Genomic DNA, 12,119 nt, shown 5'->3' with positions numbered 1-12,119 from the left:
TCCGCTGCGGGCAGGTGGGCCGCCAGGGGCGATGGGGTCCGGCCGCGTCGTCAGCGCAGTTGGTGTGCCAGGGCCGACAGGAGGGCGACCACGCCGGCGGGGCCCTCGGTCACCACGTCCGCGCGGTCGGCCAGCTCCGTGACCTCGGGGCTCCCGCTGCACACGAGGAGCCCCCGCACCTCCCCGTCCGACCGCAGCTTGTCCACGGCGGTGAAGGCGGGCACGTCCCCGAGGTCGTCCCCGGCGTACAGGACGGTCTCGGCGCCCACCTCACGTACGTAGTCGACAAGAGCGCCCCCCTTGTCGACGCCGGGCGGCCGCAGTTCGAGGACGAGACGCCCGGGTTCGACGATCAGCCCGTGGCGCGCGGCCAGCTCCCCGAGCGGCCCCCGCAACGCGTCGAACGCGGCCTGCGGATCCCGCGCCCGCCGCGTGTGCACGGCGACGGCCCGCCCCTTCTCCTCGATCCAGGTCCCGTGCCACGCCCCGATCGCGTCCAGGAACCCGGGCAGTTCGGCCCGCACGGCGGCGACGCCGGGATGCGGCTCGGCGGCCTGCACGGTCCCGGTGACGGCGTCCCACCGCTCGGCACCGTAGTGCCCGAGCACGACGAGGTGTTCGAGCCCGGGGACCCCGGCGAACCCGCCGTAGCGGACGGCGACGCCCGCGGGCCGCCCGGTGACGACGGCGACGGAGCGGACCTTCGGGGCGAGCGCGGCCAGCGCGGGCACCGCGTCGGGATGGGCCCGCGCCCGCTCGGGATCGGGCACGATCGGCGCCAGCGTGCCGTCGAAGTCCAGAGCGATCACTGCGCGTTCGGGCCGGGCCAGAAGCGCGGCGAGTCCGTCCCGCCCGGCGGGAGTGGACGGCTGCGGCAAGGAGTGCGGCGGGGAGTGCGTCGGGTCACCCATGGGCCAGACCCTAACGTCAACGCTCGGCGCGCCGCGCCTGCCGAACCCGTCGCAGTCGGTTCACGGTGACCGGATCGTGGGCGAGGGCCCGTTCGTCGTCGAGGAGGGCGTTCAGGATCTGGTAGTAGCGGACGGGGGCGAGCCCCAGCTCCTCCCGGATGGCCCGCTCCTTGGCTCCGGGCCCGGCCCAGTTGCGCCGCTCCAGGGCGAGCACGTCCTTGGCCCGCCCGGAGAGCTCCCCGGGACCGGTCTGCGCGTCGTCCGTCATGACGCCCACGCTAACCCCGGCGCCGCCGCCCCGGCCCCCGCGTCACCGCGCGCTCTCCTCCGCGGCCGCCTTCGACTCGATCTGCCCGAGGATGGTCTCGGGGTCGCCGTTCTCCTCGACGGTCCTGCCGATGTACTTCTTGATCTGCACGGAGACCTGCGCCCAGGACGTCTTGCCGACCGGGTACAGCTGCGAGGCGGGCAGCTCCTCCAGGAACTGGCCGAGCTTCGCGGAGTCTTCCTTGTTGTCCGACATCTCCTGCGACGCCGACGTCGTGACGGGCAGCAGGTCGTACTCGCGGGAGAAGTCCAGGACGTTCTTCGTGCTGTAGACGAAGTTGAGGAACTCGCCGATCTCCTTGCGGTGGCCGTTCTGCTTGAAGGCCATCATCCAGTCCGCGACACCCATCGTGGACTGGGCCTTGCCGTTGACGCCGGGCATCGGCACCATGCCGTACTTCAGGCCCTTCTTCGAGGCCATCTGCATCAGCGTGGGGTGCCCGTTGAGCATGCCGACGTCACCGCGCGTGAACGCGGCGAAGGCCTCGGCGCGGTTCAGCTTCCCGGGCGGCGTCGGGCCGGTGAGCCCCTTGCCGACCAGCTCGTTCTTCAGCCAGTCGAAGGTCTGTACGTTCTGCTTGGAGTCGATGTCGTACGAGTCGACGTTGTCGGTGTAGCCGCCGCCCCCGCTGAGCAGCCACTGCATCGTCTCGGCCTGCGCCTCCTCCGGGCCGAGCGGCAGCGCGTACGGGATCTTCACGCCGCGCGCCTTCAGCTTCTGCGCGGCGGCCTGGAGCTGGGTCCAGCTCTGCGGCGGCTTGATCCCGGCGCTCTTGAACAGCTTCTCGTTGAAGAAGAGCAGGCGCGTGGACGCGGCGAACGGCATGCCGTACTGCACCCGGTTCACCTCGCCGGCCTTCGCGAGCGGGGCGAGGAAGTCGGCCTGGGTGGGGATGGAGAGCAGGTCGTCGGCGGAGTACAGCTTGTTCTGCGCGGCGTAGTCGGCGTACGCGCCGATCTGGGCGAGGTCGGGGGCGTTCCCGTCCTTCACCATCTGCTTGACCTCGCGGTCGACGTCCGTCCAGGAGTGCACGGTCACGTCGACCTTGATGCCCGGGTGCTCCGCCTCGAACTTCTTCGTCAGCTCGCCCCAGTACTTCTTGGAGCTGTTGGCGGCGGAGTCGCCGTAGTCGGCGGCCACGAGCTTGAGGGTGACGTCACCGGAGTCACCGGAGTCGCCGCCGCAGCCGGCGAGCAGCGCCGTCATGCTCAGTGCGGCCACCGCCGCGGTCAGACCTGTCACGCGCCGCTGCACTGCTGTTTCCCACCCTCGTCGTACGTACTGAACCGCGAGTTTCCCCCGCGTCCATATACAAGGTCTACACCACCCGAGTATCACTTCTGCAACGGCCTTGCCATATTGCCCCCACGGCGGCGTCATTGCCCCACAGCAGCATCATTGCCCCACGGCGGCGTCGGCCGAGCGACAGCCCGGCGCCGTCAGCCCCGCAGGGGCCGCCCCCGATTCGGCGCTCCGCGCCTCGTCCTCAAACGCCGGACGGGCTCTCTCCCATGCACCCGCCCCAGCAATCACTTCGACCAGGGGCGTCCGCACTCCCTGCCCGGACCACCATCAGCCCTGCCCGGACCGCGATCAGTCCTGCCCTCGGCACCTTCCAGCCCGTCGTGGGGGCCCCTGTTCCCTGAGCAGCTTGGGGGGGCGGAGCCCCGGGATCGGAGAAGGGGCGGGGCTGGGGCGCCCCGCGAAGGCCGGACGCCACGCAGGTGGACTAGACCTCTCGCGGGGTCACACGCGACACTGTCCCCGTGAGACATGTCATCGCCCTGGACGTGGGCGGCACAGGAATGAAGGCCGCCCTGGTCGGGGCGGACGGCACGCTGCTGCACGAGGCCCGCCGCCCGACCGGCCGCGACCGCGGCCCGGACGCCGTGGTCGAGTCGATCGTCGAGTTCGCGGCCGACCTGAGGGCCCACGGCGTGGCGCACCTGGGCGAACCGGCGGCAGCGGCCGGCGTGGCCGTACCCGGCATCGTGGACGCCGACCACGGCATCGCGGTGTACGCGGCCAACCTCGGCTGGTCCGACGTACCGCTGCGCGACCTCCTGAGCGCCCGCCTGGAAGGCATCCCCGTTGCGCTCGGCCACGACGTCCGCACGGGCGGCCTCGCCGAGGGCCGACTCGGCGCGGGCAAAGGCGCCGACCGCTTCCTCTTCGTCCCCCTGGGCACCGGCATCGCCGGCGCCATCGGCATCAACGGCACCATCGAGCCCGGCGCCCACGGCTCCGCGGGCGAGATCGGCCACATCGTCGTACGCCCCGGCGGTCCCCCGTGCGGCTGCGGCCAGCGCGGCTGCCTGGAGCGCCTCGCGTCCGCGTCCGCGGTGAGCAAGGCCTGGGCGGAGGCCAGCGGCGACCCGGCGGCCGACGCGGCGGACTGCGCGAAGGCGGTCCGCTCCGGCGACCCCCGCGCCCTCGCCGTCTGGCACGACGCGGTCCAGGCCCTCGCCGACGGCCTGCTCACGGCCCTCACCCTCCTGGACCCGCACACCCTGATCATCGGTGGCGGCCTCGCGGAGGCCGGGGAAACCTTGTTCACACCGCTGCGCGCGGCCGTCGCCGCCCGCGTGGTCGAGTTCCAGACGCTGCCGGAGATCGTTCCGGCGGCGCTCGGTGACGCGGCGGGCTGCCTGGGCGCGGGCCTGCTCGCGTGGGACCTGCTCGAAGCCACCGAGCAGACCCCGGCCGCCCCGGCCACTCCGGCCGCCCCCACCGCACGACCCACGACCGGCGCCACGACCGGCGCCACAGCCGACGCGACGACCGATGTCACAGCCGACGCCACGGCCGAAGCCGCCCCCACCAACCCCGCGACCCCGACCCCCCGGAGGTAACCACCAGATGGCCACTAGCAAGGTGCTCGCCGGTGCCCAGGTGGTACTGCCCACCGGGATCGTCCCGGGCGGCCGCGTGCTCGTGTCGGACGACGGCCGCATCACGGGGAGCCCGCCCGCGAACGCCGAGACGATCGACCTGACCGGCCACTGGCTGGTCCCCGGCTTCGTCGACATCCACAACCACGGCGGCGGCGGCGCGTCCTTCACCAGCGGCACCGCCGAGGACATCCTGCACGGCGTCCACACCCACCGCCTGCACGGGACCACCACCACCGTGGCCTCGACGGTCACCGGCGAGATGGACGTCCTGGCGCAGCGCGCGGGCCTGCTCTCCGAACTGGCCGAGCAGGGCGACATCGCGGGCGTCCACTTCGAGGGCCCGTTCATCTCGCCGTGCCGCAAGGGCGCCCACAGCGAGGCCCTGCTGCGCGACCCGGACCCGGCGGATGTCCGCAAGCTCATCGACGCGGCCCGCGGCCAGGCCCGCATGGTCACCCTCGCCACCGAGCTGCCGGGCGGCCTCGACTCCGTACGCCTGCTCGCCGAGCACGGCGTGATCGCGGCGATCGGCCACACCGACGCCACGTACGAGCAGACGAAGGCCGCCATCGACGCCGGCGCCACCGTCGCCACGCACCTCTACAACGCCATGCCCGGCCTCGGCCACCGCGCCCCCGGCCCCATCGCCGCCCTCCTGGAGGACGAGCGGATCACCGTCGAGCTGATCAACGACGGCACGCATCTGCACCCGGCCTCCTTCGAGCTGGCCTTCCACCACGCGGGCGCCGACCGCGTCGCCCTGATCACGGACGCGATGGACGCGGCGGGCTTCGGCGACGGCACCTACCACCTGGGCCCGCTGGAGGTCGAGGTGAAGGACGGCGTCGCCCGGCTCGCCGAGGGCGGCTCCATCGCCGGGTCCACGCTGACCCTGGACCGCGCGTTCAAGCGGTCGGTGACCGTCGACGGGCTGCCCGTCGAGGACGTCGTCGCCGCGATCTCCGCGAACCCCGCCAAGCTCCTCGGCATGTACGACCGCATCGGCTCCCTGGAGCCCGGCAAGGACGCGGACATCGTGGTCCTGGACGCCGAGTTCGACCTCAAGGGCGTACTGCGCAAGGGCGAGTGGGTCATCGAGCCGTAATTCACCTCATAACAGCGGCGGTTGGTCCGAAGTCTGGGCCAACCGCCTTCTTTTTGGCATGATCAGAGCCCGCAAGCCGCACACGCGCACAGCACGCGCATCCGTGGTCCCGGGGGTGAAGCAGTGATCGTCACGGTCACGCTGAACGCCGCCCTGGACATCACGTACCAAGTGCCCTCCCTCACCCCGCACACCTCGCACCGCGTCACCGACGTCACCGAACGCGCGGGCGGCAAGGGCCTGAACGTCGCCCGCGTCCTCGCCGCCCTCGGCCACGACGTGACGGTGACCGGCTTCGCGGGCGGCGACACCGGCCGCACCCTGCGCGACCACCTCGCCCGCGTCCCCGGCGTCCGCGACGGCCTGCGCCCCGTCGCCGGCGCCACCCGCCGCACCCTGGCCGTCGTCGACGCCCGCACCGGCGACACCACACAGCTCAACGAGCCGGGCCCGACCGTGACGCCCACCGAGTGGGCCGGATTCCTCACCTCCTACGAGGAGTTGCTGACCGGCGACGACGTGAGCGCCGTGGCCCTCTGCGGCAGCCTCCCGCCCGGCGTCCCGGTGGGCGCGTACGCCCTCCTCATACGCGCCGCGCGCGCCGCCTCCGTCCCCGTACTCCTCGACACCAGCGGCGAACCACTGCGCCGCGGCGTCGCCGCCCGCCCCGACATCGTCAAGCCCAACGCCGACGAACTCGCCGAACTCACCGGCGCCCACGAGCCGTCCCAGGCCACCCGCGACGCCCGCCGCCGCGGCGCCCACGCCGTCGTCGCCTCCCTCGGCCCCGAAGGCCTCCTCGCCCTCACCCCCGAGGGCACCTGGCGCGCCAAGCCCCCCGGCCCGGTCCGCGGCAACCCCACCGGCGCGGGCGACTCGGCCGTCGCGGGCCTGCTCTCCGGCCTCGTCCGGCACCTGCCGTGGCCGGACCGCCTGGCCCGCGCGGTGGCCCTGTCGGCGGCCACGGTCGCGGCGCCCGTGGCCGGCGAGTTCGACGCGACGGTGTACGAGGACGTGCTGGCGAAGGTCGCGGTGACGGGCAAGCCACCGGCGGGCTGAACGCGGATGGTCGTGAGGCGCTGAGGAGCCGCCGAGGAGCCGCTGAGGAGGCCGTGGCAGCGCTTCGAGGCATGGACGCGACCGGTTCGAGGCATGGGCGCGACCGGTTCGAGGCTTGGACGCAACCAGCACGACGGGCCGCCACCGGCCCACGAAGGGGGATCGGTCAGCATGCCGCTCAGCACCACCGGCGAACTCGTCGCCCACGCCGTCGCGGACGGCCGGGGCGTCGCCGCCTTCAACGTCATCACCCTCGAACACGCGGAAGCCATCGCGCTCGGCGCGGAGCGTGCGGGCACCGCGGCGATCCTGCAGCTGTCCGAGAACGCGATCAAGTTCCGCGGCGGCGACCTGTCCGCCATCGCCGCCGCGACCGCCGAGGTCGCCCACGCCTCCTCGGCACCGCTCTCCCTCCACCTGGACCACGTCACCGACACCGCCCTGCTGCGCGCCGCCCACGCCGGGGGCTTCAGCTCGGTGATGTTCGACGCCTCGAAGCTGAGCCACGCCGCCAACGTCGAGGCGACCGCCGACGCCGCCCGCTGGGCGCACGAACACGGCATCTGGATCGAGGCGGAACTCGGCGAGGTCGGCGGCAAGGACGGCGCGGCCCCCCTGGACGCCCACTCCCCCGGCGCCCGCACGGACCCCACCGAAGCGGCCGCCTACGTCACCGCCACCGGCGTCGACGCCCTCGCCGTGGCCGTCGGCTCCAGCCACGCCATGACGCAGCGCACCGCGGTCCTGGACCACGCCCTCATCCGCTCCCTGCGGGACGCCGTCCCCGTCCCCCTGGTCCTGCACGGATCGAGCGGCGTACCCGACACGGAGATCCGCGCCGCCCTCGCGTCGGGCATGACGAAGATCAATGTGGGGACCGCCCTGAACGCGGCGTTCACCGGCGAGGTACGCGGCCATCTGGCGGCGGACCCGGACGTGGTCGACCCCCGGAAGTACCTGACCCCGGCCCGCGAGGCGATGGCCGGGGTGGTGGAGTCCTTCTTGCGGCTTGTCTGAGCCCGCCCGGCGTTGCCCGTCCTGCGCTGCCCGTCCTGCGCTGCCCGTCCGGCGTTAGCGGAAGAGGCCGTTCAGGCCGATACGGGGCCCCGGGGGCGGAGCCCCGGTTCCGGGAAGGGGTGGGACTGGGGAAAGCCCCGCAGGGCCCTCCTCCTTGACGTGCCCCGCTACTCCTTTACTCCTTGACGTGCCCCGCCTTCAACCACACCCGGTCCAGCACGGCGTCACACTTGTCCCCCGCCTGGCAGGACACGGTCACCGTGTTGGTGCCCTTGTTGAGCTGGACGAAGGCGAACGTCTTCGTCCACCCCTTGTCCCAGGCCCCTTCCTTCGCCCCGGTGAAGTTGTCCATGTTGAGCTTCCGCCCGGAGGCCGTCCCGTTGATCCCGAGGGTGGTCTCGGCGGCCTTGCCGGGCACGGAGTACCCCACGAAGACGGTGTAGGGCCCGCTCTTGGGAATCCCGTCGACGGTCCACGTGACCTGCGCGCCGGGCTTGTTGAGCCCGGCGACGTACACGCCGCCCGCGGACTGCGCGCCCTCGATGTCGGACGCGGTGGTCGTGCCGCCCTCCAACTTCAGGGCCTTGGCGTCGGACTTGGGCAGCTCGACGTCGTCCTTGTCCTCCTTGGACGCGGAGGGGCTCGGCGCCTCGGTCTCGGACTGGCTGACCTTCGACCCCGGCTTCTTCGCGTCGTCGCTACCGCCGTCGTCGTCACCCCCGCCGAAGACCATCGCGGCGCCGATGCCGATCGCCACGACGGCGACGACGGCGATCGCGCCGATCAGCAGCCCCTTGGTGTTGGGCCCGCGCCCACGCCCCCCGCCACCGGCGGGGGCGTGCGAGCCGGGCGCCCCGGGCCCGCCGGCCTGCCGCATGGGCGCGGTGACGCCGGCCTGCGCCTCGGGCGCCGCGTAGTGGGCGTTGGGCTGCCCGTAGGCCTGCTGCGGAGCCTGCCCGGGCTGCTGACCGTACGCGGGCTGCTGGCCGTACGCCGGGGCCTGGCCGTAGGCGGGCTGCTGGCCCTGGGCCTGCTGCCCGTACTGGCGCTCTCCGACCGCGCGTACGTGGTTGTACGAGGACCGCGGCCCCGGGTAGCCGTACCCGCCGCCCGAGGGCGGTGTCGCACCGGCCGCCTGGCCGTCTGCGTACAGGTAGCCGAACGGGTCGTCATCGCCCTCTGGCGCGCGCGGCGTGTGCTCGCCGTTATTGCCGGGCGTCATTCGCAGGTCACTCCCTCGCATCGCGGATGCGGGCGAGCCTACCCGCTCCGGGTGACCGCCCGAGTTGACGTTGACTTCTTCCAGGACACAGGTGGGGACACGGGCGGGGACATCGGCCGGAACACGTGCGCCCGCCCCCGCCGGGGCGCCCGCGCCAGAGCACCCCGCGCCCCGCATCCGTTACCGCGTACGGGAGTTCACACCCCTACCGCGCGCACGGCGCACTGTCGGCGCGCGCGCGTACGCGCACGCTCACCCGGCCCGCCGGTGCTGCTTGGCCCGCGACCTTTTCTCCACGTACATCCGCTGGTCGGCGGAGTGCAGCACTTCGTCCGCGGACATCCCGCAATGCGCCCATCCGATGCCGAAGCTGGCGCCGACGCGCACCGCGCGCCCATCCACCCGGATCGGCGGGATGATCGCGTTCCGCAGCCGCACCGCGAGGTCCTGCGCGTCGGCCCGGCCGAGCCCGTCGGCGAGCACCACGAACTCGTCGCCGCCGAGCCGCGCCACCGTGTCCCCGTCCCTGACCCCGTTGGTCAGCCGGCGGGCGACCTCGATGAGGACGGCGTCGCCCGTGTGGTGCCCGAAGCGGTCGTTGATCGACTTGAAGCCGTCGAGGTCGCAGAAGAGGACGGCGAGGCCCTTGGTGCCGTCGTCGGGGGCGCTCTCATCGGGCGGGGCGACGGTATGGACGTGGTGGTCATAGCCGTCGCCGTGCGCCCCCGCGTGCGCGCCCCCGGGGCCGTGCCCGTGCCCGACGGCGTGCCCCGAGGCGTACAGCCCGCTGTTGTCGTACGCCGCGTCCAACGAGTCCACCGTGGACGGCGAACCCGCGTGCGGCCTGCGACAGAGCCGGGCGCTGAGGCGGGCCCGCAGCTCGGCGGAGTTCGGCAGTCCGGTCAGGGAGTCGTGCGAGGCGCGGTGCGCGAGCTGCAGCTCACGGCGCTTGCGCTCCTCGATGTCCTCGACGTGCGTGAGCAGGAACCTGGGCCCGTCCGCGGCGTCCGCGACCACCGAGTTCCGCAGCGACACCCACACGTACGTCCCGTCGCGGCGCGCGAACCGCAGCTCGGCCCGCCCGCCCTCGGCCGACGTGCGCAGCAGCGTCCCGATGTCCTCGGGGTGCACCAGGTCGGAGAAGGAGTAGCGGCGCATCGCGGACGCGGGGCGGCCGAGCAGACGGCACAGCGCGTCGTTCGTGCGCAGGATCCGCCCGTGCTGGTCCCCGCCCATCTCGGCGATCGCCATGCCGCTCGGCGCGTACTCGAAGGCCTGCCGGAAGCTCTCCTCGCTGGCCCGCAGCGCCTGCTGCTCGCGCTCGAGGCGGACCAGGGCGCGCTGCATGTTGGCGCGCAGCCGGGCGTTGCTGATGGCGATGGCGGCCTGGAAGGCGTACATCTGGAGCGCCTCGCGCCCCCACGCGCCCGGGCGCCGCCCGTTGCGCGGGCGGTCCACGGAGATCACACCGATCAGCTCGCCGCCCGACGACCCCGTCGCGTACATCGGCGCGAACAGGCGGTCGGAGGGGTGCCACTCGTCCTCGAAGCGGGGCTCGGGGCCTTCGGTGTACCACTGCGGCACGTCGTCCTCGTCGAGGACCCAGCCCTCCGTGTACGGAATGAAGCGCAGCGCCCCCCAGGCCTCGCCCATGGTCAGGCGGCGCTCCCAGGACTCCCGGGAGCCGACGCGGCCGGTGATCAGGGCCTCTGCGGCCGGGTTGCCCGCGAACGCGGCGACGACGAGATCGCCGTCCGGGCGTACGAGATTGACGCACGCCAGTTCATAGCCAAGGCCGTTGACCACGCCGTCGGCGACGGTCTGCAGCGTGTCCGCGAGGCTACGGGCCGTATTGAGGTCCGCAACCACCTGATGCAGCTGCCGCAGGGTCGCAAGACGGACGTACGGCTCCGACTCGGTCTCCATGCTCGCTCTCCCCGAGACCTCGACAGCAACTCCAGGATCCGCAGCGTCCTCAGTGTCCGTAACTCTGAAACTCTGAATCTCTAGCTGAATCTTTAGCTCTGACTCTGAATCTCTGACTCCGCCGTGGGTTCCTTCGCGCCCCGTCGCGCCGTGGCGCCCCAGCGTCTGTGCCTGTACGTGCCTGTTCCGTACCTGTCCGATTGCCACCGTCACTGAATCACAGCGAGCTGCCCACTCGGTACACAGGGTCAACAAAATATGGGCCCTGTGACTCAAGTCACAGGTGAGAGGTCCGATTTGAGCCCTGGAGTTGAGCCAAATTTGAGCTATACGGAGGGTGGTGCACAAGCCTTGGCCAAGGGGCAACGCGACTGCACCACCGAAGCCGGGGCCGACCCCCGGGGTCCCGCGCACCATACGCCCCTGCGGGGCCCGCCGCCCCCGAAAGTCCTAGGTCTCGCCCTAGGTCCACCCTCAGCCCGGGGTCCGATGCGAAGCACCCGAGTCCGCGACTAGCGTCAACAACGTGGCTGCCGATCTGACCATCAAGACCCAGACCCGGACCCCGACCGGGGCCTCGTCCACCCCTCATCCTGTGGGGGTGAGCAACGACGAGTTCCGCGCCGCCATGTCCCGCCTGGCCGCGGGCGTGGTCCTGGTGACGGCCCAAGAGCCCCCGCTCGACCCGGACGACCCGACGGCCCCCGGCAGCGAGGACGTCGGCATGACGGCGACGGCCTTCCTCTCCGTGTCCCTGGACCCGCCCCTGGTCATGGTCAGCCTGCGGGAGGGCTCCCGGATGGACGACCTGCTCGCGGAGCAGCCGCTGTGGGCCGTGTCGGTCCTGACCGAGAGCCAGCGGCACATCGCGGGCCGCTTCGCCATGAAGGGCCGCATCAGCGACCGGCTCCTCTTCGAGGACATCCCCTACGTACGCGGCGACATCACCGGCGCCCCTCTGGTCGGCGGCGCCCTCGCGACCCTTGAGTGCCGCACGGAACAGACCGTGACGGCGGGCGATCACACCCTCGTCATCGGCCGCGTACTGACGGCGGAGCTGCCGAGCGCGGACGGGGGCCCACTGCTGTACTTCAAGGGCCGCTACCGCCAGTTGGACTAGAACCGCACGGGCCCAGGCCTAGCCCCAGCCCTTGCCCGAGCGCCCCTGCTTCGTCTCCCCGCGCCGCTTCTTCTCCCGCAGCCGCCGCTCGTTGATCCCGCGAGGGATGCGGGTGGCGCGGCGCGGCTTGGGCGGCGGAGCGGTGGCCTCCGCGAGCAGGGAGGCGAGGCGGGTGGCCGCCATCTCCCTGTTCCGCCACTGCGAACGGTGCTCACTGGCCCGTACGCTGATGACGCCGCCCACAAGGCGTGGCCCGAGCCGCTCGAGCGCCCGCTCCTTCCACACCTCGGGCAGCGCCTCCGTGCGCGCGAGGTCGAAGCGGAGCTCGACCTGCGAGTCACTGGTGTTGACGTGCTGCCCACCGGGCCCTGATGACCGCGAGAAACGCCACATCAGCTCGGCCTCGGGCAGCGAGACGGAGCCACGGATGACGTAAGCGCGGTGACCGGACATGTGCTCCATGGTCCCGCGTACGAACACCCCACGTCACCCACTTTTCCCGCCCGCACCCCACCCGCACCCGAAGCCCGTACCAAC

Annotated in this window: 11 protein-coding genes; 5 read left to right on the top strand and 6 right to left on the bottom strand. The window is 72.6% G+C overall.

The annotated features are described in order from the left end of the window. Positions 1–50: 50 nt before the first annotated feature. Genes otsB through QUY26_RS21815 form a run of 3 tightly spaced genes read right to left on the bottom strand, consistent with a single transcriptional unit; the run spans position 51 to position 2,445 of the window. Positions 51–911 carry a trehalose-phosphatase gene (gene otsB / locus QUY26_RS21825; RefSeq protein ID WP_289949214.1) on the bottom strand — a complete coding sequence of 287 codons (861 nt, stop codon included), beginning with the start codon at positions 909–911 and terminating at the stop codon, positions 51–53. Between the two features lie 16 nt (positions 912–927). Next, positions 928–1,179, bottom strand: a complete 252-nt coding sequence (locus QUY26_RS21820; RefSeq protein ID WP_289949211.1) for a DUF3263 domain-containing protein — start codon at positions 1,177–1,179, stop codon at positions 928–930. A gap of 42 nt (positions 1,180–1,221) precedes the next feature. Beyond that, complete coding sequence (locus QUY26_RS21815; RefSeq protein ID WP_289955908.1) at positions 1,222–2,445, bottom strand: extracellular solute-binding protein; 1,224 nt, start codon at positions 2,443–2,445, stop codon at positions 1,222–1,224. A gap of 560 nt (positions 2,446–3,005) precedes the next feature. On the opposite strand from QUY26_RS21815, the gene QUY26_RS21810 reads away from it, so the two are divergent. From QUY26_RS21810 to QUY26_RS21795, 4 genes are all read left to right on the top strand, one after another. Then, on the top strand, positions 3,006–4,091 hold the full coding sequence (locus QUY26_RS21810) for an ROK family protein (protein ID WP_289949209.1): 1,086 nt from the start codon (positions 3,006–3,008) through the stop codon (positions 4,089–4,091). A 7-nt stretch (positions 4,092–4,098) separates the two neighbouring features. After that, the gene (gene nagA / locus QUY26_RS21805; protein ID WP_289949207.1) at positions 4,099–5,238 is read left to right on the top strand and encodes an N-acetylglucosamine-6-phosphate deacetylase; all 1,140 of its coding nucleotides are present in this window, start codon (positions 4,099–4,101) and stop codon (positions 5,236–5,238) included. 123 nt (positions 5,239–5,361) lie between these two features. Then, entirely contained in the window at positions 5,362–6,297 is a 936-nt protein-coding gene (locus QUY26_RS21800; RefSeq protein WP_289949204.1) for a 1-phosphofructokinase family hexose kinase, read from the top strand. Positions 6,298–6,468: 171 nt separating this feature from the next. Then, the gene (locus QUY26_RS21795; RefSeq protein WP_289949201.1) at positions 6,469–7,314 is read left to right on the top strand and encodes a class II fructose-bisphosphate aldolase; all 846 of its coding nucleotides are present in this window, start codon (positions 6,469–6,471) and stop codon (positions 7,312–7,314) included. Between the two features lie 175 nt (positions 7,315–7,489). On the opposite strand, the gene QUY26_RS21790 is transcribed toward QUY26_RS21795, so the two are convergent. Continuing rightward, on the bottom strand, positions 7,490–8,536 hold the full coding sequence (locus QUY26_RS21790; RefSeq protein WP_289949200.1) for a carbohydrate-binding protein: 1,047 nt from the start codon (positions 8,534–8,536) through the stop codon (positions 7,490–7,492). Positions 8,537–8,788: 252 nt separating this feature from the next. Continuing rightward, positions 8,789–10,462, bottom strand: coding sequence for a diguanylate cyclase CdgB (gene cdgB, locus QUY26_RS21785; RefSeq protein WP_289949198.1), 1,674 nt, complete (start codon positions 10,460–10,462; stop codon positions 8,789–8,791). A 601-nt stretch (positions 10,463–11,063) separates the two neighbouring features. On the opposite strand from cdgB, the gene QUY26_RS21780 reads away from it, so the two are divergent. Next, a complete protein-coding gene (locus QUY26_RS21780) occupies positions 11,064–11,582 on the top strand; it encodes a flavin reductase family protein (protein ID WP_436840518.1) in 519 nt (172 codons plus the stop codon). Between the two features lie 18 nt (positions 11,583–11,600). Here the strand turns inward: QUY26_RS21780 and arfB are convergent, their stop codons facing one another. Further along, positions 11,601–12,044 (bottom strand): alternative ribosome rescue aminoacyl-tRNA hydrolase ArfB, encoded by a 444-nt coding sequence (gene arfB / locus QUY26_RS21775; protein WP_289955904.1) that lies wholly within the window; start codon positions 12,042–12,044, stop codon positions 11,601–11,603. Positions 12,045–12,119 lie beyond the last annotated feature (75 nt).

The sequence above is a fragment of the Streptomyces flavofungini genome (assembly GCF_030388665.1).
Taxonomy (GTDB): Bacteria; Actinomycetota; Actinomycetes; order Streptomycetales; family Streptomycetaceae; genus Streptomyces; species Streptomyces flavofungini_A.
The sequence above is the reverse complement of the archived record's forward strand: the minus strand, read 5'-3'. Positions and strand labels throughout refer to the sequence as shown.